A 23,631-nucleotide genomic window follows, 5' to 3' on the forward strand; every position below is an offset into this window, starting at 1 on the left:
ATTATCTGCGACAATTTCTATTCTGATATCATCAGCTGAGTTGTTTCGTTTTTAGGAGCGCCTTTGCGGCTATCGATTGGTGTCAGTCCGCGCATATCTATTCCGTTAGCTTTCATTGGCATCGCATCGATGCAATGCACCTGCAGCTCTCAATTTCACATAGGCCGCCCGGTCGGGGCGTCGACCATCAGTCACTACGTTCTCAATGCTGTGAGCTGCAGCCGTCTATGCAGGACCCTGCTGGGATATCTTGCGCCTTTTCAACGCATGAAAATGCGTTCCTATTCTGGTATTCCGCTCCATTCACAATGGATCGAGGAAGTCTGTGGTTCGGTAGACCAATCGAGCCTGGAGATCCTCTTGCGCGAATGAGAGCTGAGCTTACCCAGGCATCGAGGAGATTGCCGCTTAGCTTGATCAGTTGAAAGTTGGCACCCCATCCGATCTCTGTTGCACAACGCCGAAGGCATCGAACTCACTCGGGGACCGGGAAAAGGATAATTATTGTGGGACGGCTCGCAAATGGTGCTGTCGCCTTCCCTACCAATGTCTTGAATGCTTCAAGGCGCTGAGCTCGCAACCAATCGACCGCCTTTAAAGCGCTTTCGTCACGTTTGATTTTGGCGAAATCAACAGTTGGTACGACACTTGCTACTCTGACCTGGGCCTACTGGTGAAGCGCATGCAAAGTGTCCAGATGGCATCCAATAGTGGGCGAGCGCTCAGACTCCGCGAATAACAAAACGTCGAGTTCAGCTCATGGACTGGAATGTGGCTCCGCCTGAAATAGGCGCAACCGAACACGATAACCGGGAGCTCGATCGTGGTACTGAGGCGCCCATTATGGACCTCTTTAGTTTTACTGAATGTGCGAACCAGACTCATTCACTCAGAGCGCTGTTCGAGCTTCTTGTAGGCTGTGCCGCCAAGGAAGGCTTTAGTGAAGTCGCTTACGGCGCTCTCAACTTCGTTGATCCGCTTCGGCTGGCGGAGTATCCACCTCCGACTGTCGCTGTGAAGTGGCCACCAGACTGGTGCGACCGATATTTCAAGCGAAAGTACCATACTATCGATCCGGTGGTCCGGCGGACGCCGATGCTTTCGCGGCCGTACTTGTGGGATCAACTCGCCGACTACTATCAACTTCAACCGGACGAGAGACGCGTACTGGACGAGGCGAGAGAGGCGGGCCTGAAGCATGGCATGAGCGTGCCGTTGTTTGGCCCGTTGGGTCGGGTGTCTGTGGTGTCGTTTGCATCCGCGTTAGACGATGCTGACCCTCAGCAGCGCATCGGTCATCTCAACGCGCTGGCCTGTCTCTTTCACACCGCCTATAGCGAGATCGCTCGTCCTTGCAACGATGGATGCGAGAGAAAAGTGGCATTGTCGAAGCGAGAGATTAGTTGCATGCGGTGGGTGGCAGAGGGCAAATCGTCGTGGGAAATCGGAAGGATCCTGGGAATCAGCGAGAATACAGTCAACTTTCATGTCAAGAATTCGATGCGGAAGCTGGGTGCAACCAGCCGAATTCAAGCGGTCGCTATCGCTATTCGCCTCAATGTTCTGTGAATTTTTGAGGAACGTGGCGCCCACTGCAGATCCGTTGACCCAGTTTCTGGCATGTTGAACATGGCACCTTAGGCGAGCTCGCAGATGCGACGGTCCTTGGGGCAAGTCCGCTATCTCACGCTGCGTGAGGTTGTGCGACTTCATAAGATCGATGAAATTGTCGAATCGACTGACCTCTTGCCCAGTGCGTTGGGGCATCTCGGTCACACACGCCTTAGCCTGTGCATCCATTGCTTAGACGAGCTTGCACCTGATGCTTCGGAACTGGGGTAGGGGCCGGCAGGGAGAGGAGCAGTTGAGGAGAACCCCGACCGCGGCCGGGGTTCCCATTCACGCAACCGCGTGGAGGTCAGTATCTAGCAAAGGGCGAGCCAAACTTGTAATTGAGGCGTGCCGTGATGAGATCGACGTCCTGGTGGACGCGATCTGCACCAAGAGCCGCTGGGAAGCTGATGTTGCTGCGCTGCATGAAGAAGTGGTTATACTCGACGCCAGCTGACCAGTTCGGCGTGAGGCTGACTTCGGCACCGGCGCCCAGCACGCCACCCCAACGCACATCGCTGGTTTTGCCAATCTCGGTGCCAGTAGCCACCGAGTTGATCTGATAGGTGTTGCTGGTCACCGCAGCACCACCCTTGCCATACAGGAGCACGGCATTGAACGCGTAGCCGATATGGCCCGTGAGTAGACCGAATGCATCTGTTTTGGTGCCAACGGTGTTTGCCGGAAAGGCGGTGCTGATATTGGAGCCGTTGAAGTCGGCCCAGTTGCCCTGACCTTCGATGCCGTAGACCATGTTGAAGATGTGCCAACGATAGCCAATCTGGCCGCCAATGGTCCCGCCAGTGGAATTGTGGCAGCCCTCGGGAGTGGCGCCATTGAAATCCCAGCAATTGTGGCTCGTTCCCCAGCCGCCATTTGCACCGATATAGTAGCCGGACCAATCGGTAATGGGGGCCCCGGCCGGCAGCGGTGCCGCTTTGACCTTGACAGGCTGCCCGGCCAGGTCCGTGCCGAAGGAGGGAGCGGCCGCAACGAGTGCGCCGATGCTTGCAGTCATAATCAGAATGTTTTTCATTCGAGTGTCGTTTCCTTTCGGTGCCCCCCGGCGCCGTGCGTTTAACAATATGAACGCGAATTGCTGTAACTGCCGCACAACATGTCTTGGAAAGAAATGTCTCCAATCGTACGCGGCGTCAGATTGTGGAGCGCGCAAAATGCCGCTTGTCCGCATCCATTGCGGGTCCGGCAGTGGCGGCTCGCGCGGATCCTTCTGTGAAGACGAGCCGTTCATGATGACCTGCGATGGGAAGAAACGTTGGCCGGTGCTTGGCTCCTTCGGTCGCTAACGAATGGCAAAGCGAGAACGTGCCTACACGCTCCGTACATGCTGCCGGCTCAGACCGCTCGGCAATGATGACCTTGATTGCAGACTCGCCTCGGGCGCCCAAGGTCAATTTTTTGCGCGGCGCGGTTGTGCTATCGCTTGCAATCGTGAGCGACGCCGTGATGATCAATCGCAGGCTCGAGCGCTTTGGCTCGGGCCCTGTCACGAGTGTAGCTCGATGTCCGTCAACGTCTACGTCGATCGAAGGGGGGCTAAGCCGATGCGGGTATGCTTGAGAACACGTTTATCTGAAGTTGCGCAAGGTCATGCCGAGCTCAAGGTCAGGAGAGAAACGGTAGGCGGTTTCCCGGCGAGCGATACTAGCGCGCCGGCAAAAAGTCTGCGTGACCACACTTTGGCCCGATTTATCTATCGCTTAGGGCCCGTTTAAATGCGTTTACCAGGCCAGACGCTCCCAGCGCCGCGGGTGCAAGCGCTCACTGCTCGGCCGACGGCGCGAGTTCAGCGCGCAAGTTGCGTATCGCCTCGTTTGCCAGATTCAGGGTATTCCGTTCGCCGTTTCTTATTGAGCACTCAAGGTAAGTGCGCAATCGACTATGAAGGACGGCCTTGACATTATGTGCAAGCAACGGATCCTTCTCGACAAAGCCCCAAGCCTTGTCAAATGCGACGGTCACGACAGCATCTGGCACCGGCACTTGGTCGGAAGAAAACTGATCCATGTCAAACACTCCTCGACATCCTGATACAAGGGAGTACCTTCCCAAAAGCTAACCGAGATTTCTTGACGTATCTGAGCAAGCAAGACATCAGCGAGCAGACGCTTGATCGAGCTGCGCTCGGTGCTTTTAGAGAGTTTATAGAAATTTGTTGAAGATCAGATGACCGAATGTCGTATTCACAAGTGCAGTCGAACAATTCTCAAGGGAGTGAAACGAGCAGGAATTCTAGCGCGCTTCTTTACCGTAGTGAGCTGTCGATTGGCACGACAATAAATTGTGGATCTTCTTCTTGCAATCGCAAGATCCGCGCCAGGCCGGTCACGACTAACCGGACGTGATGAAAATGGATCGCTCCGCTGCGTTACTCAATCTGAAGTCAAGAAGCGACCAAGGCTGCAATACTAGCCGGCCTCGGGAAAGCTTAGTTGAGGTTCTAAGTACGGACAGGTGGTGCGCGCCCCGTCTTAGCGCCACCAGTGCGCGGCCGGACCATGTCGTGGTGCCTCCCGGAAAGACTGCTCAACGTGCGGAGTGGCTGGTCGCCAGTTCCGAGAATTAATCTTTCGGAAGGGACAACATACCACCAACATGTCGCCTGTTGGCGCTCGATCACAAGCAAGAAATCACATCCGCTAGGCCTGCTGTGGGGATCGTATTTGGATGTGCGATTTCCGGACGCTACTTGTTTGCTTTCTGAGATGTCCGCAGCCCGTTGTCGCGCTCTTCACTCTGCAGATGGTTTTCTGCTCTCAGTGTGGTGTTTGTTCCAGGTTAGTCACCCTAGGAGAGGAAGCGAGTTGCAAGGCGGCCCACAACGGATTTCTTCTCATCTGGCAAAGGAGGGTCGGTCCCGTGCATTGCGGGTTTCCAAGAGAGAGTGGCGTAGGAAGGTCGGCCCAGCGAGGGATCGGAAGCGCCGATAGCCATTCGGTGTCTCGAACGTATGTCTTGGGTTGCGCTTGCCCGCTATCAGCTCTTGCTGGCACAGGCGTCGAAGAACGGCAAGGTCTTGCTAGATCGTACGTAACTGCGTCGTCCACGCGCGAGATAAAGCGAGCCTGCTCTCGAACATTGTCGCGAGCAGTTGCGACATAGAAAGCCAGCGGAAGCGACCCGCTTATGGACGGGGAGCCCATAAGCCGCATACCCTCGATCCCTGGTGCGGACGACCTTGGCACGGTTGTCAGTCCAACGATAAACGTGCGGTCAGCGCCATCAACGTCCAGAAAAAAGCCAAATGAAACTTCAGTCTGCCGCCGCATGTGAAAAAATCAGCTTGGCGATCGTCATTCGATTGACGGAAGTTCGTAGCGCTGTTGGTAATGCCGCCACAGTCTGATCGAAGAGGCGCCCCAAAAACTGAAGGTCCTCGGGGTGGTAAACGCCACGGTCTCGTGACAGTCGCATTCGTCCATCGCCGGAGCTCGGATCGCCGCGCTGGCCGAGCTCCAGCTCCGCCGTAATCATTTGGCTTATGAGTGCATTGAGCATTCGGATCGCTTCGAGCTCGTTACCTTGTTCGCGCATGAGCGCCGCCACGATGTCGAGTTGCAGGTCGATGCGATCCTCGAGATCCTGTATGCGAGAATTGGAAGGGTCAAGTTCCACGGTATTTCTCCAAAGTGGTGAAATGCAACAGAGGCGGAATAAAGGTGTCGTTTCCCGTTCGCCAGACGGCGGATGCGTCGCCGGAAGGCGGCACACATGTGCCGCGAAAGGATTGCAAAGGGGAAATGAGCGAATATGGAAAAGCCGACAAGCGTTCTGGATGGGCCGGAAGTCTATTGGAGCGAGCCGTCCAGCGCGTCGGACAATTGCAGTGACTCGAGTCGGACCGACACAGGTGGTTGTACTTCCTTGCTTGGAGCTGCGGCGACACGTGCTGGATTGTTGACGCTATCGGTCTGGTCAGAGCGAAAAATCCGGCCCGCTCCGGTGCAAAGGACAGGTCACCTGCCCGAGTTCTATGCTGCGGACCCATTTACCTTCGCCGAACAGTGTGCGTGAGCTGTCTTCTTGGAGCCGCAAAGTGTCATTGCAAAGGCGAGAGACGACAACCTGATAGATTGCGCGCCCACCTGCGATTATTCATCGCACTGCATTGCTCCGCGTATTTCGCTGTCGGACATTGCGTGATGCAGTCACGACAGATGCGAATTGGGCTGCGGCCAAGCTGCAAGGAGTCATTGTCACGAAACATTCGTGGACTGTTCTTTCCGTAATCCGGCGTCGACTTATGGGATGTTTGGGTCGAATTAGTAAAATCGAAAGTGTTGATGGGAAGCATCCAGTTCGTTGATAGCGCCCGCGAGCAGTCTCGCCGCCTTCTCGGAGCCGGTTGACCGGTTTTTCCCACGGTCTAGGCTCAGAGCATACGGGATGTCGGGCAGGGCTGCTGCTCCGTTGATCCGTGACGATGATTGACAAAGCAAAAAGTCGCATGAGTGCGCGTTTGCGAATATGCGCCCAAGAAGTTCTGCATTAGTCCCAAGCCGAACAGAGAGGCAGGCAATGTCGGCACCGACATCCGCCAGCTGTGGTTACCCGCAGTACCCGGCAATGGCCTATGTGGTGGGTCCTGATTGATCCATGCCGTCCCGCTCTCTCCTCCCTGGTTGGAATTCGAGCTTGCGCGATATGATCAGTACAGGAGAATGCGTTCAATGGCGGTCCGGCCATCAATTTGATCGAAGTAGCGAACGCGCCTCGAGCTGAGCCATTGCGTGACTGTAAACTCGTTAGCTTTGCGTCCTCGTCCTGAACCTTCAATCACTTGACGGCAGAAGGGTTTTGCCATGCCTTCAAACTCGCCAGAACTGCAATCGATCGCTTCAGAGGTCGTGTGCTGCCGAACGGATCAGGACAACTGGGCTGCTATTTGTCAATCATCGGACGTAGCACATCCGTCAGCTCGACGTTGGCTAGCTCTGCGAGCGCCGCAGCGAACGCGAAAAACGCTCCGAAAGCAGCGAGTATAAAAGAGCTGGCGAGTATCGCTGCGACAACGTTCTGGGGAGGTCTCATCAATTCGTGATACTTTGCGTTTGCGCGCGCCGGCGGTACGTACGAATCAGTATTTCTTGAGACGTTCAACACGGCCGTCGCGCCAGCGGTAAACCAAAAATCCAGAAGCCGAGTTGTCTCCCTTTTTGTCGAACCGGACCGGGCCAATCACGGTATCGATCGGCCGTGAACGGAGTGCGATGGCGACGCGCTTAGCGTGGAAGGAGCCGCTCCGGTTGACCGCCTCTGCCCAGACTTGCACAGCTGCATAGGCATATAGCGTGTAGCCTTCAGCGGACAGGCTGGAAGCTTTGAGTCCAGCGACCGCGCCGGCCGCGTTGGCATTCCCGGCGGGATTGGGCATGAAGGTAAACAATGTTTCATTCCCGGCGCTGCCGGTTATGGCCCAGAATTCGGAGGTCATCAGCGGATCGTTCGCCATGACTACAAAGTCTGCTTTTGCTTCTGCTGCTTGGCGTACAAACAATCCGATTTCGGTATGATAGCCGCCAATATAGGCGACGCGCACTCGATCCCTTTTCATTCTTAAGACCAACGCTCTGAAGTCCCGTTCACCCGCAACGTAGCTTTGCCGACTGACTTTTCGTCCGAATCGATGAAGCTGGGCTTCAACCACGTCGGCGATGCCCTTACCAGCAGTGCTCTTGTCGTCGAGCACCGCGATGTTCTCGTTGGGATGGTTCGCGTGAATGTACTCGGCGGCAACGGCTCCCTGTTGGTCGTCGCGGCCGCAGATCCGAAAGACAGTCTCAAGGCCGCGCTCTGTTAGCTGAGGAGTCGAGGAGCCTGGTGACACCTGAACGATGCCTGCTTCGGCGTAGATGTCGGAGGCCGGGATCGACGAAGAGGAACAAAAGTGACCAACCACCAACAGGACTCGCTCTGTCGCGAGCTTATTCGCAACCGCGACAGCTTGCCTTGGGTCGCAGGCGTCGTCGGCGACACTCAATACAACCTTCGTGTTATCGGGAAGTAGGCTCGAAGCGTTCAAGACCTTGACCGCCGCAGCTGCACCATCGCGCATTTGCGCGCCGAACGCGGCGCTGCTTCCGGTCATCGGGCCAGCCACGGCGATCCTTACTTCAGAGCCGCGCGCGGCCGGGGCGGCAAGAGCGCAGAACAGAACCGCTGCACTTGCAACAGAAGCGCGCCTCCTATTTGCCATTGTGAAGCTTCCGATAAGTGAACAGTAAGCACATATGATCAGACATTCCTGCAGGTTGAGATCGCTCTGCGCCAAACGTGCGTTGTCGAGCCTCCAATTGTGCTCGAGCCTACAATTTGACGTTACGTGCGGATCAAGCCCTTTTGGGGAGAACGATGGTTGAGTCAGAGGCGTGGATCGGGGCGGGCCATGACCATTTGTCCGCTTGAGCTCATAAAGCTCTGGCCGCATCTGAGAGCGGCCGATCAATCTAGCGTTTATCGGGTCCACCCTCAGCCTACGTGGTGGTACCGGCCATGAACGCGTCAGTACGGCTGATCTTCCAACCCGCCAAGAGCCAGATCGAGATATTGCATCAGGCACGGATCCCAGCCAGCCAGAGCGCGGGGGGCGCTTAATCGTGCAAGTACCTTCAGGATCATCGAAACGCGTGAATCGGCCCCGGCGATTTCGCTAATCAGCAAGCGCGCTGCAACCGCGACAGCCTTTGCGCGTTCACCGCAAGGGTGCTCGCCGCGATCCATGCAATCGCGAAGATCGTCGCGGATCCTGCGCCACCGGTCCTCACGCTCCGTAGCTAAATTGCAGATGCATCGGGACGTTTGACCACGCGTTTCGACTCGCGACATGGCATTCAGAGTGGCAGGCAGCTCATCCACACTTACTTGCACCTCGCCCTCGATTGTCATGGTTCGCAAACGATCGCGCAACAGAGTTGCTCGAGCGACTTGAAGTTCTATGCGCTCTAAATGTTTGCGCAGTAGGTCCGTGAGGGAGGTCGTGCCCTCCATGGCTTTCCGGATCTCGACAAGTGAGAAGCCAAGCTCACGCAGCGCGCGAATCTGCTGAACCCGCTGCACGCTCTCACGATCATACATCCGGTGGCCGCCGTCAGTACGCTCTGTGGCTGCTAGGAGTCCTGTGTGCTCATAATGGTGCAGCGTGCGAACCGTTACACCGGTCGCCTCTGCAAGTTCGCCAATGCGCCATCGACGCCTTCTTGGTGTAGGTCTGTTCATGTTGTTCAATTTTGAAGCCTACAACCTGACGTCACGTATGATTCAAGCTGCTTTCTAAGCGTCAGCCTGAATCGCCTTCCATTCTCCAGCGCGAGAGTGGTGACTATCCTTAGAATGCCGGCGGATCAACCCTGAGGGGAAAGGGTGATCAACAAGTTCGCTAGGCATGCCAGTTGAGTCTCGCCCGCCACTGTACGCTCCAGGATGAGCTTAGCGATTGCCGTGCGGTTTTCTGGGCTCCGCATCGATGGGGGTAGCGCGTCGACGGCGCCGTCATAAACTCGTCCGAGGGCAGAAAGCTCTTCTGGATCGAATACGCCGCTGGATAGCTTCAACCTTCAGCTCCTTGTTTGAATTGGGTCCTGGTCCAGGGCAGCGCACGTCGTCAAGACGTTTGGCCGCGGTAGGGCCAAAAGAAGTCATACCTGCGGCGCAGAGCGATGGAGATGCGGTGTACTGTAGAGTGATGCCATAGGGCCACACGCGAGCGCGGACGTTTGGCTTCGTCTGCGTAATCGACGACCTCTATGCTCACGATGCATTTTGTTGCGGCTCCACGGAAGTTGATCGCCTCCATTTATCGGGAGCAACTACTAACTCAGAGAGTTGACGACAGGAGCCCTGTGCCGGTCCCGCCTTCTGGAGAGAGCGCTTGGCGCGCGCGGTTGCAACGTAGCGCCTGGCCTAAGCGTGAACGTGCTCCTCCGTCCCTATCTCTAAAGCAAGGCCAACACTCTCCGGTTCGGGCATCGCGCCTAACGCCAATGCGCGAAAGATATAAAGAAGCTCTCATAAATCGCGCGCCCGAAGCGTCCTTATCCCGCGACAAAGGAGCCAGGCAGATGGTGGGTGTTGAGACAAGTGTTGGACGTGAGGTTCGTAGACCTCACGAACGTCCTTACGGCAACGGCGAAACGGATTGTACGAAGTTTCCGGCACTGCCCGATCCTCCCGGAGTGCTGGTGACGGTGTGCTCTTGTGCAGTCGCCATGCGCGTGGCCTCCTCGAGCAATATCTCCCGTATCCAGAGGCTTTCCGGGTCATTGTTGTGAAGTGCGGGCCATTGGACCGCTTCAGTGAAGACGGGGAATGGATCCGGAAGCTCGACAATCTGAAGAGGCATCATCTTTTGGAAATGCCTCACGAGCCCTAATGGCATCGTGCCTATGCGGTTCGTCCCAACAAGGAGGGGCGGAATCATGCTGAAGCTCTGGACGAGAATGTCGATGCGCCGAGCGGGGCCGAGATCGATCAAAAATGATTGCTCAAATGGCGTCTGAGAGACTCCGTGCTTAACTGCAACGTGACTCATCGACATATATCGATCGAATGTAAGCCGGCGTTGCAATTCCCTGTTCATGCAGCAGCCTACGCAGACGAGTCTCTCCTCGAATAGGGCAGCTCTGGGGTGCGCGCTGGACATAAGAAAATCTGGCAGGATAACAAAATCGAGTTCGCCGCGGCGAAGGAGCTCCTCGTTCTCGTCGGTCGGCGCCGCTAGTTCGAAGCTGACGGTGGGGGCTTCTCGCGTGACGCGCTCAACGACGTTTTTTAAGAATTCAACTGTTATGAAATCAGAAAGGGCGATCCTGAATCGTCGGCTCGATCGGGCTGGATCGAACACGTCGCGCGCCACAATTGAGAGTTCAATGTGAACCAGAGCCTGGCGTACAGGAGCCGCGAGCGCTTCCGCGCGCGAGGTCAAAACGAGTTCGCGCCCCCTCATTCCAAACAGTTCATCACCGAAGTATGAGCGCAACCGGGCAACGGCTGCGCTCATGGCCGGCTGACTGAGATTAATCTTGCGTGCCGCGGAGGTGAGACTGCGCTCACTTATCAGAGCATCCAGCGCGACGAGAAGATTTAGATCCAGACCTTTGAAACGCATCTCTTCCTATCCGGCACAGACGTCCTTGCTGCGCAAAACGTGCGGTTGCGGCCGCCTGGGGCGATCGTCTTGGCTCGCCCAAACGGAGATCGGCTCAACCCTGCCATCGCGAAGAGAAGCTCGCGAAATGATCACAAGAATGGACAGCCTGCGGTAAGCCGAGCGGCAGGGGCAGGAAAGCGTCAAGAGCCTCCAAGCTAATTGGTCTCGCCCATTCCAGTCGATCACGGAGCTGGGCCCGTTCAGCCCGCCGATAGCAGTCATCCCAGGGTCCGCGAGCGCCGTGAGGTCCCCAAAGCGCTCCGTCGACGGCTGCGTCGTGCAGCGCTAGTCGCGACGGCCAACGTACAACCTGACGCAATGTGCGATTCAAGCCATTTTATTGGCCAAGCGAAGGAGTTGTAATGGAGGCGTGTTCTATCCGCGCTAGTGCGAGCGGTAGCTCTGAATGCAGGCCATCAAACCACACCTAGGAAGTCATCACGCTTACAACTGAAAAGTCTTCGCAATGGATCGCTGCATAGTGAGGTCGTGGCAGTGTCTCCCCAGGAGACGCGGGAGCGAGCGAAGGGACCGAACACGTCGAAAGGGCCTGTAACGTGATTGGGATATTCGGAGCGGCAGCTTGCGCTAAGCCTAACAGCGCCTGCGGGTTGGAGGCTTTTGCTCACCAGATGCCATGTTGGATGCCTCCTCGAGCAATATCCTCCGCATCCAGATGCTTGCGGGGTCGGTATTGTGGAACGAGGGCCACTGCACGGCCTCTGTGAATATGGGTAGGGGGAGAGGCGGTTCGATGATCCGCAGTGGCATCCGCTTTTCGAAGTGTCTGGCCAGCCGTAAGGGCATCGTGCCAATACGGCTCGTGTCCAACAATATGGGCGGAATCAGGCTAAAGCCTTGCACGACGACCTCGATTCGTCTCCTCAGACCGTGCTCAAGCAAAAACCATTCTTCGAGGTTCGGTCTCAGTGCCCGTCCGAACTTGGCAGTAACGTGCCCCATAGAAATGTATTTCTCGAACGTAAGCTGTCGGGATAGCTGCTTGTTCGTGCGGCATCCCACACACACGAGGGTCTCGTCGAACAGCGTCGCCTTAGGGTGCGAACTCGACATGAACAGTTCCGGCAGAATGAGAAAGTCGACCTCGCCCCGACGAAGCAGCTCATCGGGTTCATCGGAAAATGGCAGCAATTCGAACCGCACGGCGGGAGCTTCTTGTGCCATGCGGTCCACAATTCTGCGGAAGTAAACGATCGTCATGAAATCTGAAAGAATGACCCTGAAGCGTCGACTCGACTGAGTCGGGTCGAACGCGTCGCGCGATATGATTGAGAGTTGGATGTGCAGCAGGGCCTCGCGAACTGGACCTGCAAGCGCCTCTGCGCCAGGTGTCGGGACGAGCTCGCGACCTCTCATAGTAAATAGTTCATCGCGGAAATAGGCGCGGAGCCGCGCGATCGCAGCGCTCATAGCGGGCTGGCTCAGGTTAATTTTGCGAGCCGCCGCTGTGAGGTTGCGTTCCGTCATCACGGCATCGAGCGCAACGAGAAGATTTAGATCAAGTCCCTTGAACCGCATGTTGTGAGTCTATCCATAGTGTGGATGTGTTCTATCGAAACAATCGATTTTACCAAATTGCTGGATGTTGGATAGCAAACTGAAGTTTGAAAAACGAACCAGGCACACCACAATGGTTTATGGTCGTTCAGGTGAGCTCAGAGAAAAGCTCCTGGACATGCGAGCGCACCGCCGCGTCCGTTTCATGGGCGTCTACAGGCGCGGCGTGCGAGTCGTGTTGCGTCTCCGTGCGATGTGCGCTCGTTTGAGCGCAGAGCGGGACCCGATAAACCTTCGTATGGAGCTGTCATCCGTTTCCATATTCGAGGTTTACCCGCGTACACTTGAGAGCGCTTTCAGCATCAATCTAGTGTCAGGGAATAACGGCAGGCGCAGATTGCGGATGCCAAGCATTTCAGGCGCCATTCCAAACGGCTCGCCTGTCCAGCGTATTTGGGGTCTGTTTAAGATGTATAGGAGCCAGTGTGATCTGATGCCGCTCGGATGCGTCATCGATGACGAATCGCGCGTCGGTGGCTTGCCCGCAACCGTCAATTCGCCGGACGGCGATGCAACGCAGGGCGCAAGCGCTCCCTGGTGCAGACCGGTTCTGGCTAGTCCAATTGCCTCAACGGGGTCTTCCGCACGGGCATGGCACATCAGCAGGATGACGAGCGCGAACCAAGCGATAGCTATTTCGCGAGCGGAGGCGAAGGGCGCGGGTGCAGGCCTGCGGTGCGGAGCTCCGACAAAGTACAGCGGCGCATTTCAGTATTGATCGGCAGCCCTGCAGGTAGAGATCACGTGACGGCCTCCCGTTCAATTCATCAGGCGCAAGGACGCTCGCCATGAACATTGCCGTATCCCCGACTGCGGAACGTGCGTCTGCGCGCGCTCAAGTGCAGTGGAGCCTTCGTTGGGAGAGCGAGCTGCGGCTCGCCGATCATGCCGAGCTCGCGGAGTTCTTTCGCAAGAGTTATGGGCCCACAGGTGCGTTCAATGCGCAGCCCTTTGAGGGAAGCCGAAGCTGGGCCGGCGCAAGACCGGAGCTTCGTGCAATTGGTTACGACGCGCGCGGGGTAGCGGCTCACATCGGGCTGCTACGTCGCTTCATCAAAGTTAGTGAAGTCGATCTCCTTGTGGCGGAGCTGGGGTTGTATGCGGTGCGCCCGGATCTCGAAGGGCTCGGAATAAGCCACGCAATGCGCGTGATGTATCCCGTACTGCAGGAGCTTGGTGTTCCATTCGGCTTTGGCACGGTTCGGTCGGCGCTTGAGAAACATATGAAGCGACTGGTCGAAAGGCAGGGACTCGCCACCCTGATGCATGGCATTCGCGTCCGTTCCACACAGCCAGATGTCTATCCCAATTTATCGCCAACCCGCCTCGAGGACGCGATAGTTGTAGTGTTTCCGCTGGGACGCTCGATAAGCGACTGGCCGGCCGGGACTGTCATCGATCGGAACGGGCCTGAGTTGTGACAGAGCGCTTCACCCCATCCACTGTCCGCTGCGACTACGCTGATGTGAGCGGAAGTCGAGCTGTCTATCTGACCTTTGATGACGGGCCGAACCCATTTTGTACGCCAGAGGTGCTCGATGTGCTGGCGCAACATCGGGTTCCCGCGACATTCTTCGTCATCGGCACGTACGCGATCGAGCATCCGGACCTCATCCGACGAGTGATTGCGGAAGGTCATGAGGTTGCGAACCATACGATGACCCATCCTGATCTATCCAGATGCGGACCTGCGGAGCTACAGGATGAAGTGCTGACCGCGAGCGAGGCGATCCGTCTGGCGTGCCCGAAGGCCTCGCCCAGGCATATGCGAGCGCCTTACGGCATATGGACGCAACAGGTGCTCGCAATGACGGCGAGCGCTGGTCTCACGGCTCTGCACTGGTCGGTCGACCCGAGAGATTGGTCCCGCCCTGGAGTTGATACAATTGTGAATTCGGTGCTGGCGAACGTTCGACCGGGTGCAATTGTGCTCCTGCACGACGGGTATCCTCCCGATGAGGAGAGACTGTGCACCGATGAAACGCTGCGCGATCAGACCGCCACGGCCCTCACATATCTGATCCCGGCACTACAACGGCGCGGGTTTGCAATCCGTCCACTTCCTCAACTTCACTGAACAAGAACTGACACCCAATGGACCTGCTCGCGACAACCAGTGCTGCCGCTGTTTCAAGTTATGCGGTACTCTCGACTATCTATAAGAGCGTGCAAGCGCTTTATGCCCGGCCGGCGATCAACTCCTCATTACAGGACAGCTTGGCAAAAGCGGAGGTGGTCCTTCCCACCGTGGACGTCATCGTGCCATGCTTCAACGAGGATCCAAACACGCTCGCCGAGTGCCTGGAGTCGATTTGCAGTCAAGACTACGCCGGAAAGATACAAGTCTATGTGGTCGATGACGGATCTGCAAACCGCGACATGGTCGCGCCCGTACACCAGATATATGCCAACGATCCGAGATTCAGTATCATCTTGCTGGCAAACAACGTCGGAAAGCGCAAGGCGCAGATCGCTGCGATACGCCGCTCATCCGGTGATCTGGTTCTCAACGTCGACTCCGACACGATACTTGCTGCCGACGTCGTCACGAAGCTTGTATTGAAGATGAGTGACCCGGAAATCGGTGCGGCGATGGGTCAACTGATAGCAAGTAATCGTAACCAGACCTGGTTGACCAGGCTGATCGATATGGAATATTGGCTCGCGTGCAACGAAGAGCGCGCGGCACAGGCGCGCTTCGGTGCCGTCATGTGTTGTTGCGGCCCTTGTGCCATGTATCGGCGTTCCGCGCTGACGTTGCTTCTCGATCAATACGAAGCGCAGTTCTTCCGTGGGAAGCCGAGTGATTTCGGCGAGGACCGCCATCTAACGATACTTATGCTCAAGGCGGGGTTTCGAACCGAATACGTCCCAGACGCGATAGCAGCCACAGTCGTCCCGCACAGTCTTGGGCCATATCTGCGTCAGCAGCTTCGTTGGGCGCGCAGTACCTTTCGAGATACGTTTCTTGCATTGCGCCTGCTCCCAGAGCTCGATGGTTATTTGACGCTAGATGTTATCGGGCAAAATCTCGGCCCATTTCTCCTGGCCATTTCAACACTTGCTGCGCTTGCACAGCTCCTGATCGGTGGCTCTATACCCTGGTGGACGGGATTGACGATCGCTGCAATGACTATGGTCCGGTGCAGTGTGGCAGCGCTTCGCGCTCGCGATTTGCGGTTTATCGGCTTCTCGCTCCACACACCGATCAATATCTTTCTTTTGCTACCATTGAAGGCCTATGCGCTTTGTACATTGAGCAATAGCGATTGGCTATCGCGAAAAGTGACCAATGTGTCGGGCGGAGAGGAGAAACAGCGTGTCATCTTGCGCCGGAACGCTGGACGAAGTGCGGCTGGTGTAGGGGGGGGGCCTAATCCCGTTCATAAGGCGGGGTTAGCACACCGCCCATCGAGCCTGGCCGCCACGGAGAGTGTTTCCGGTCGCGATCGCTCGACTGCCTACAAATAAGTGGTCGGCTCATGACTCCGGACGCAAACCATCAGCTATTAGAACGAGAGTTGGCTGCCGACGACCCATGGCGCCTTGACGGTAGTGTGTTCGAGCAGGAGCGATACGCGCAAATGCTCCGGATGTCATGCGGCAGCGGAGTTACTGCGTCTGCCCTCGAAGTAGGATGCGCAGCCGGTGCATTCACGAAGCTGCTAGCGCCGCTATGCGAGCGACTTACCGTGGTGGATGTCATGCCGCAGGCAATCGAGCGAGCGCGATTGCGGACGAGTAAGTGGTCACATATTACTTGGGTTACCTGCGACATTCAGCGGTTCTCGACCACTGAGCAATTCGATTTAATTGTCGTGGCCGAGGTCCTTTACTACCTCAAAGACGTGGGCGAGATGCATGCGGCTATCCGCAACCTGGTGAGTATGCTTGCGCCAAGTGGCACTCTGATTTTCGGGTCCGCGCGTGATGAACTATGTCGACTCTGGGGGCATGCTGCTGGTGCTGAAACTGTGATCGCTCTCTTTAACGAGAGCCTATCGGAGGTCGAGCGTCGACACTGCTGCACCGGGGTGGCGAACGAAGACTGCTTGATCGTCCGGTTTCGGAGGCCAGGCGCCTCGTCCGAACAATCTAACGTCGGTCATTAGGCCAGGAGGACGTATGCGCATCTGCGGAATAAAGCTGACACATGACGGAGCAATCGCTGTCGTCGAAGACGGTCGGCTTCTTTTTTGTGTCGAGCAAGAGAAGCGCGGCAACGGTCCACGGTATCAATCCGTCGACAATCTCGATGCGGTCGTGCTCGCCCTGGCGGAGCATGGCCTGGATCCACGGGATATCGATCAGTTCGTCATTGACGGCTGGGACGGGGAGAATGAATCGCAATTCCAGCTGCCAAGCGGAGCGGTGCCGGTCGCGCTAAAAGGCGCGCCCTATGTCGAGCGTCATGCTGAGGGCCTCCTTGATCCCGTCGACGGCCTTGGCCTCCTGCTCGGCGGCAAGCAGTTTCCATATAAGAGCTACCCGCATGTCACGGGCCATGTCGCGTCAGCATATAGCACCAGCCCCTTTGCAGCCGCGGGAAAACCCTCGTTCTGTCTGGTATGGGATGGCTGTATCTTTCCGCGTCTTTACTATGTTGAGCCGCGCGGCGCTCGGTTCATTGGGTCGCTGTTTCCGATGATTGGCCACGCCTATGCTGCCGCGGGCCTTCACTTCGGGCCATACCGGCAGCCAAACCGCTCCAGTTGGGATCTGGGTATCGCCGGTAAGCTGATGGCCTACATTGCGCTTGGCTCCGTCGATGAAAGCATTGTGGAAGTGTTTCAGGAGCTTTACGAAACACGCTTGGCGGCCGACACGGAGCAGGCTCGCCGCTATCGCGAAGACATCAACAATGCGGAATCGTCTCTTGCAGCTATGAACGAGTTCTTCGAGGCAAGCGCATTGCGCCTGGCCACCAAGCGAGCGGAGGACGTCCTCGCCTCGTTCCATGTGTTTCTGGAGCGTCTTCTTGTTAAGGAAATCGCGCTGCTTCTGCTAAGATATTCGTCGCTTCCGGGGGCGCGAAATCTATGTGTCGCCGGAGGTTGCGGTCTCAATATCAAATGGAACAGCGCGCTGCGCGCAACGGGATTGTTCGATGATGTCTGGGTGCCGCCGTTTCCGAATGACAGCGGCTCGGCAATCGGCGCGGCGTGCGGTGCTATGGCAGCGCAGAATGGCTTCGGTCCTTTGGAATGGTCAGTTTACAGTGGTCCCGCCCTCCAGGAGAGCGAGGTTCCGCCGGACTGGGAGGCCGCTCCTTGCAGTTTGAGTGAACTTGCGTCGATTCTTGCCGACAACAAGCCCGTCATCTTTCTTTCCGGCTGTGCCGAGCTTGGGCCGCGGGCGTTGGGCGGTAGAAGCATTCTTGCAGCCCCAACGAGCCCGGCAATGAAGGATCATCTCAACGACATCAAACGTCGCGAGCACTTCCGACCGGTGGCGCCCATTTGTCTGGAGGACCGCGCACCGGAGATCTTCAGCCCGGGCACGCCAGATCCTTACATGCTGTTCGATCACCAGACCCGGGCGAATTGGCGCGACAAGGTCCCCGCGGTGGTCCATCTTGACGGCTCGGCGCGGCTGCAGACAATTTCCCGCAACTCTCCTCACAAAATTGCCGCGCTTCTCGTCGAATTTGAACAACTCACGGGCATTCCGCTGCTCTGCAACACGAGCGCCAACCTCCACGGACGGGGATTTTTTCCGGACGCTGCGGCAGCTTGCCAATGGGGGCGTGTCGAGCATGTTTGGTGCGAGGGCATGCTCTGGAGCAAAACGGTCGTCAAGAGGCCATCGTCCACGGAACGACTTCTGTCAGCCTAAGATGAACATGTCCACTGTGGCGATCGACCTTGCCGGTGTAAAAAAGTCATTTGGCGACAAGCTTATCGTCAACGACCTGTCGTTCTCGGTCGCGCGCGGAGAGTGTTTCGGACTGCTAGGGCCGAATGGAGCTGGCAAGAGTACGATTGCGCGCATGCTCCTCGGCATGATTTCGCCCGACGAAGGCAAGATTACAGTCCTCGATGAGTCTGTGCCTTCCCGCGCTCGTGCGGCTCGTACGCGCGTCGGGGTGGTGCCGCAGTTCGACAACCTCGAGCTCGAGTTCACAGTACGAGAGAATCTGCTTGTGTTTGGCCGCTATTTTGGCATGAGCGCCCGCAGGATCGAGGCGGTTGCGCCCTCGCTGCTTGAGTTTGCGCGTCTGGAAAGCAAAGCGGACGTGCGTGTCTCCGAGTTGTCCGGTGGCATGAGGCGGCGGCTGACGCTGGCGCGTGCCCTGATTAATGATCCACATCTGCTCGTGATGGATGAGCCGACCACTGGGTTGGATCCGCATGCACGCCACCTGATTTGGGAGCGCCTGCGGGCCCTTCTTGCGCGTGGCAAGACGATCCTCTTGACCACTCACTTCATGGAAGAGGCCGAGCGCCTGTGCGATCGCTTATGCGTGCTTGAGAGTGGATGCAAAATCGCAGAAGGCAAACCAGACGCCTTGATCGACGAGCATATCGGCTGCAACGTGATTGAGATCTATGGCGGTGATCCCAATCAAGTCAGAGAGCTGATCGGGCCTTATGCGCGGCATATCGAAGTGAGTGGAGAGACGCTTTTTTGTTACGCGCGATATCCGGAGCAAGTCCGCGTGCAGCTGCGCGGGCAAGCAAACCTTCGCGTACTGCAGCGCCCTCCGAATCTCGAAGACGTGTTCTTGCGGTTGACCGGGCGCGAGATGGAGAAATGAGCGATGGATAATAGTTATGCGTCGGTGATGCCGGCTAACGCGTACAACTGGATCGCGGTATGGCGACGAAATTTCCTGGCATGGAGGAAAGTCGCGCTTGCATCGCTTCTCGGCAATCTCGCAGACCCCATAACCAATCTGTTGGGCCTTGGCTTTGGCCTCGGACTCATCGTGGGACGGGTTGAGGGGACTTCGTACATTGCCTTTTTGGCGGCCGGTATGATCGCAGTCACTGCGATGACATCCGCGACCTTTGAAACCCTATATGCGGCCTTTGCTAGGATGGGTGTCAAGCGTACCTGGGAGGGAATTCTGTTCACACAGCTCACGCTCGGCGATATCGTTCTAGGTGAGTTGGTGTGGGCGGCTAGTAAGTCCGTTCTAGCGGGGACAGCAATCGGGATTGTCGCTGCGGCGCTGGGTTATGCATCCTGGACGTCCATTCTTTGTGCGTTACCAACAGTCGCCCTTACGGGTCTTGTCTTCGCCAGCCTGGCAATGGTCGTCATATCTCTTGCGCCAACTTACGATTACTTCGTGTTTTACCAGTCGCTCGTCCTTACGCCCATGGTGTTTCTCTGTGGCGCGATCTTTCCGACGAGCCAACTGCCTGACTCATTTCAGCACTTTGCGGGCTTGTTGCCGCTCGCACATTCGGTCGACCTTATTCGTCCAACGATGCTTGAGCGCGGAGCGGACAGTGCCGCCCTGCACGTAGGTGCGCTCTGTGTTTACGCGGTCTTGCCCTTTTTCGCATCGACAGCACTATTTCGGCGCCGCCTGCTGCGTTGACGTGAGTTGAGAGAAACGGAGAAGATCAGATCGATGCAGTGCCATGATGCGCTGCGATAACTCGGGAGTGATACCTGGTGTTTTACAGCAGCTTCTGAAATGACCTTAAGAGGCCGCGATCGAACCAGCTCTACGGCCGCCTGTTCGGTCGATCGGTGTCGGATGCCAACACCCCCATTTCTGCGCGGTCTGTCGCTAGCCCGCCGAGACGGAGCTTGCAAAGTCGTGTTGTGCTGTCTGGCCTGCGCAGCGGGGGAGCATGAGTATACAGGTTAGTTCGGTGGGACGGACGTTGGCGTTCCCATCATAACGAGCGGAGAACGGAATGTTGTGCCTGGGACTGAGTGGTGGCCTTGATAGAATCTATGAAAGCTCTCCGGAGCTGCCGAATACATTTCTTCACGATGGCGCTGCAGTCCTTGTGCAGGATGGGCGTGTAATTGCTGCTGTCGAAGAGGAGCGCCTCAACCGCGTCAAGCACTCCAACAAGTTCCCCAGCAATTCGATCCGATACTGCCTTTCTACCGCAGGAGTCGAACTGGGCGAGATCGACCGTATCGCGTTCTACGCGACTGAAGCCTATTGCAAGACCATGCTCGAGCGTCTCTCTGTTTCTCAACCCGTTACTTTGGACGCAAAATTGTTGCTGCGGCAGCTGCTGGCACGGGAGTTCGGGGCCGAGCTCGATCTGTCCCGGCTTTCCTTCGTGAATCACCACGAAGCGCATGCCGTGAGCGCGTTTGCCATGTCCGGATTCGAGCAAAGTCTCGTCTTTGCGATCGACGGCGGCGGCGATTTTCTCTCAGGCTTATTGGCGGTAGGGTCTGGCACCGAAATTACGCAACTTGTAAGTTTCCCGGAGCATAATTCCCTGGGGCTGTTCTATCTCGAGACGATTCGATATCTCGGTTACGGGATGTTCGACGAGTACAAAGTGATGGGGCTTGCACCGTATGGTGATCCCAATCGCTATCGCGAGCTCTTCGCGCAGTTCTACGAGTTGTTGGATGGCGGTGACTATCGCGTTCACCTGGATCGAATCGGACCGGCCCTGGTCCGCAACATTCAGGTTCGGCGAAAGGGACAGCCATTCACCCAACAACATCGAGATGTCAGCGCGTCGCTGCAGGAAGCGCTGGAGCGGATCGTGTTTCACACTCTGCGGCACCATCGCGAAGCGACGGGCATGACACGCTTGTGCCTAGCTGGCGGGGTAGCCCATAATTGCACGCTGAACGGAAAGCTGCTCTATTCGGGTCTGTTTGACGACATCTTTGTTCAACCCGCGGCGCACGACGCTGGTTGCGCACTCGGCGCTGCATTGATGGTATCAAACAAGTTAGGCAGGCCAGCGCCGCGCGAGCGACTGCCGGACGTTTATTGGGGGCCCGATCTCGGGAACGAGCAAGCCATAGAGCATGAGCTCAACGCATGGTCAGGCCACCTCGACATTCAACGAAGTGATGACATTGCATCCAGTGCGGCAGACTGGATGGCAAATGGCGCTGTAATCGGCTGGGTTCAGGGCCGCTCTGAGTTTGGCCCACGTGCGCTTGGTAACCGCAGCATTCTCGCGGACCCGCGGCCTGCGGAAAACAAGGACCGCATTAACGCGATGGTCAAGAAGCGCGAGGGCTATCGCCCCTTTGCGCCATCTGTACTAGAGGAGGATGCGAGCGAGTTCTTTGAGCTCCCGAACGGCACGCGGCAGCTCCCGTTCATGAACTTCGTGGTTCGTGTGCGTGAAGCCAAATGCAGCGTCCTCGGTGCGATCACGCACGTCGATGGGACCGCTCGGCTGCAGACCGTATCGCGTGAGACAAACCCCACCTATTGGGATGTAATTAAAGCGTTCAAGAAGCGAACCGGCATTCCGATTCTTCTGAATACCTCATTTAACAACAACGCCGAGCCGATTGTGCAGTCCGTGTCAGATGCGATCACCGCGTTCTTAACGACTGACCTGGATGGACTTGTTGTTGGCCCGTTCCTCGTCAGGAAGCGGCTAGCATCACTGCAGGATTGGAGTGCGCTGGGCGTGTCATTGCCGCCGTATGCATCCCTTCATCGTGTTCGCTCCTACACAGCGCCAGATCGACAGGAAACGGTTTGCGAGATACGCACGGGACATTCTAGTATGCGTATCTCAACTGAGCTTTTCGAGATCTTGATGCGGATCGAAGGCGAGGCGTCACTCGGGTGGCTTTTCGACGCAGCCATGCTGGACCAGGCCAAGCGTGAAGACCTTGTGAAGGAATTGCGGCTCGTATGGGAGCTGCGGGGCGTTCGCCTTCATCCGCTGCGCGGGGCTTCGGGCCACAATAAAGTGCGAAGCGGAGCATAGCCGTAAGTCATGAGCATGGCCACGCCTATGCCTGCATTTGAGCGGGCCAGTCCATCCGACGCCCAGAGGGCATTGGGCACCGGACTTCCGGCCGGTCGATGCAACACCGCTGAAGAAAGGACAGAAAGTGTTGAGAGAACGCGGCCATCACGGATAGCCCTGCTATGAAGTTCTACCGACGCAGCTCGCCGGCACCGCGATTTCAGACCGTGACGCCGGGCAAAAAGATGCCGGAGATGTCTTTATCGATGTCTCTTGTCCAACCAGGAGCGCGCGAAAAGGCAATCGAGATGGGTAGCGATTCGATGAATGATCGGTTTGTAGTATCCCGACGACGTACGGGGTTGGGCGACTGTCTGTGGTCACTGGCAGCAGCTTGGCGCTTTGCAAAGCAGACGGGGCGGACGCTAGCCATCGATTGGCGGGGGTCTTGCTATCTTGATGAACCATTCACCAATGCCTTTCCGGTCTTCTTCGAACCGGTTGACGACATTGCCGGCGTGCGGGTGATTTGCGACGACGACATCAATAAGCGCTCGTTTCCGGGACCATTCTTTCCGGCATGGTGGAATAAGCCATCTCTCGATTGCGTCTATCGCCCGGACGAGCAGATCTTCCGGGAACGCGACCAACTCGATCAACTGTTCCAAAGTCAGAGGGATAGCGACGCTAACACGGTGGTGTGTGATGCCTGCCTGATGTGGCGCTGCGATCAAGAGGCGGAGCGAGAGATCTTTCGGAGTATCAAGCCGCGAGCTGCAATTCAGGCGCGGATTGATGCTATCTACCGCGAGCACTTTGAGCCGTACAGCGTGATCGGCATTCATGTCCGGCATGGTAACGGTGAGGACATTATGGGGCATGCGCCCTACTGGGCGGACGCGGAGCGCGCCTTTCGACAGGTCTGTAATGCCGTTGACAAGGCGAGGGCGTTACCACATGCGAAGCCTGTGAGGGCGTTCCTGTGCACAGACAGCGCGCTCATCCTAGAGAAGGTTTCGGCAAAATTTCCTGATGTTTTTGCGATTCCAAAGCAGTTCCAGGCGCCTCACGCCGGCCCGTTGCACAACGCCGGTCTTGGAGCCGAGGGTGGCTTTTCTGCCCTCACTGAGATGTATCTTCTTGCGCGCTGCGACACGGTGATCCGTTTCCCCCCAACGAGCGCCTTCACGCGCTATGCGCGTCTCTTTTCTCCACGCGTTATAGAATTCGATTTGAACGATCCGAGCAGGTTGATCTTGGTCGAAGACAGCTCGCAAGAGCTGGTGGTTTCATGAAAGTTGTAAGCCGCTTGATCAACGTGATTGCCGCTCCTTGCATCCAAGAGTGCTGCCAGTTCTTGTATGCGCGGCAATCGTCTGCCCAGTGTGATGCTGTTGGCGC

Annotated in this window: 17 protein-coding genes; 10 read left to right on the forward strand and 7 right to left on the reverse strand. The window is 56.9% G+C overall.

All coding sequences use genetic code 11. The features are described from left to right. Nucleotides 1–843: 843 nt before the first annotated feature. The gene (locus ACNJYA_RS10095) at nucleotides 844–1,569 is read left to right on the forward strand and encodes a helix-turn-helix transcriptional regulator (RefSeq protein WP_439403418.1); all 726 of its coding nucleotides are present in this window, start codon (nucleotides 844–846) and stop codon (nucleotides 1,567–1,569) included. Nucleotides 1,570–1,918: 349 nt separating this feature from the next. On the opposite strand, the gene ACNJYA_RS10100 is transcribed toward ACNJYA_RS10095, so the two are convergent. The 7 genes from ACNJYA_RS10100 to nodD1 form a co-directional block, all read right to left on the reverse strand. Continuing rightward, complete coding sequence (locus ACNJYA_RS10100) at nucleotides 1,919–2,647, reverse strand: outer membrane protein (protein WP_439402727.1); 729 nt, start codon at nucleotides 2,645–2,647, stop codon at nucleotides 1,919–1,921. Nucleotides 2,648–3,393: 746 nt separating this feature from the next. Next, complete coding sequence (locus ACNJYA_RS10105; protein WP_439402728.1) at nucleotides 3,394–3,639, reverse strand: hypothetical protein; 246 nt, start codon at nucleotides 3,637–3,639, stop codon at nucleotides 3,394–3,396. A gap of 1,245 nt (nucleotides 3,640–4,884) precedes the next feature. Then, nucleotides 4,885–5,247 carry a NolY gene (locus ACNJYA_RS10110; protein ID WP_439402729.1) on the reverse strand — a complete coding sequence of 121 codons (363 nt, stop codon included), beginning with the start codon at nucleotides 5,245–5,247 and terminating at the stop codon, nucleotides 4,885–4,887. Between the two features lie 1,462 nt (nucleotides 5,248–6,709). Next, complete coding sequence (locus ACNJYA_RS10115; RefSeq protein WP_439402730.1) at nucleotides 6,710–7,720, reverse strand: branched-chain amino acid ABC transporter substrate-binding protein; 1,011 nt, start codon at nucleotides 7,718–7,720, stop codon at nucleotides 6,710–6,712. Nucleotides 7,721–8,133: 413 nt separating this feature from the next. Then, entirely contained in the window at nucleotides 8,134–8,847 is a 714-nt protein-coding gene (locus ACNJYA_RS10120) for a MerR family transcriptional regulator (protein ID WP_439403419.1), read from the reverse strand. Nucleotides 8,848–9,745: 898 nt separating this feature from the next. Beyond that, nucleotides 9,746–10,735 (reverse strand): transcriptional regulator NodD2, encoded by a 990-nt coding sequence (gene nodD2 / locus ACNJYA_RS10125; protein WP_439402731.1) that lies wholly within the window; start codon nucleotides 10,733–10,735, stop codon nucleotides 9,746–9,748. Between the two features lie 636 nt (nucleotides 10,736–11,371). Then, on the reverse strand, nucleotides 11,372–12,316 hold the full coding sequence (gene nodD1 / locus ACNJYA_RS10130) for a transcriptional regulator NodD1 (RefSeq protein WP_439366245.1): 945 nt from the start codon (nucleotides 12,314–12,316) through the stop codon (nucleotides 11,372–11,374). An 827-nt stretch (nucleotides 12,317–13,143) separates the two neighbouring features. Here nodD1 and ACNJYA_RS10135 point away from each other — a divergent pair. The 9 genes from ACNJYA_RS10135 (at nucleotide 13,144) to ACNJYA_RS10175 (ending at nucleotide 23,525) form a co-directional block, all read left to right on the forward strand. Next, nucleotides 13,144–13,776, forward strand: coding sequence for a NodA family N-acyltransferase (locus tag ACNJYA_RS10135; RefSeq protein ID WP_439402732.1), 633 nt, complete (start codon nucleotides 13,144–13,146; stop codon nucleotides 13,774–13,776). Further along, nucleotides 13,773–14,432 (forward strand): chitooligosaccharide deacetylase NodB, encoded by a 660-nt coding sequence (nodB, locus tag ACNJYA_RS10140; RefSeq protein WP_439402733.1) that lies wholly within the window; start codon nucleotides 13,773–13,775, stop codon nucleotides 14,430–14,432. Before ACNJYA_RS10135 ends, nodB begins: the two co-directional genes overlap by 4 nt. 17 nt (nucleotides 14,433–14,449) lie before the next feature. Further along, complete coding sequence (gene nodC / locus ACNJYA_RS10145) at nucleotides 14,450–15,826, forward strand: chitooligosaccharide synthase NodC (protein WP_439402734.1); 1,377 nt, start codon at nucleotides 14,450–14,452, stop codon at nucleotides 15,824–15,826. Nucleotides 15,827–15,837: 11 nt separating this feature from the next. Continuing rightward, a complete protein-coding gene (gene nodS / locus ACNJYA_RS10150) occupies nucleotides 15,838–16,467 on the forward strand; it encodes a nodulation methyltransferase NodS (RefSeq protein ID WP_439402735.1) in 630 nt (209 codons plus the stop codon). A 13-nt stretch (nucleotides 16,468–16,480) separates the two neighbouring features. After that, nucleotides 16,481–18,190 (forward strand): nodulation protein NodU, encoded by a 1,710-nt coding sequence (nodU, locus tag ACNJYA_RS10155; protein WP_439402736.1) that lies wholly within the window; start codon nucleotides 16,481–16,483, stop codon nucleotides 18,188–18,190. Between the two features lies 1 nt (nucleotide 18,191). Continuing rightward, a complete protein-coding gene (gene nodI / locus ACNJYA_RS10160) occupies nucleotides 18,192–19,112 on the forward strand; it encodes a nodulation factor ABC transporter ATP-binding protein NodI (RefSeq protein WP_439402737.1) in 921 nt (306 codons plus the stop codon). A gap of 3 nt (nucleotides 19,113–19,115) precedes the next feature. Then, nucleotides 19,116–19,904, forward strand: a complete 789-nt coding sequence (locus tag ACNJYA_RS10165) for an ABC transporter permease (RefSeq protein ID WP_439402738.1) — start codon at nucleotides 19,116–19,118, stop codon at nucleotides 19,902–19,904. Between the two features lie 325 nt (nucleotides 19,905–20,229). Continuing rightward, entirely contained in the window at nucleotides 20,230–22,248 is a 2,019-nt protein-coding gene (locus tag ACNJYA_RS10170) for a carbamoyltransferase family protein (RefSeq protein WP_439402739.1), read from the forward strand. Nucleotides 22,249–22,412: 164 nt separating this feature from the next. Further along, nucleotides 22,413–23,525, forward strand: a complete 1,113-nt coding sequence (locus tag ACNJYA_RS10175) for a nodulation protein NodZ (protein WP_439402740.1) — start codon at nucleotides 22,413–22,415, stop codon at nucleotides 23,523–23,525. Nucleotides 23,526–23,631 lie beyond the last annotated feature (106 nt).

The organism is Bradyrhizobium sp. BLXBL-01 (genome assembly GCF_051853025.1).
Taxonomy (GTDB): Bacteria; Pseudomonadota; Alphaproteobacteria; order Rhizobiales; family Xanthobacteraceae; genus Bradyrhizobium.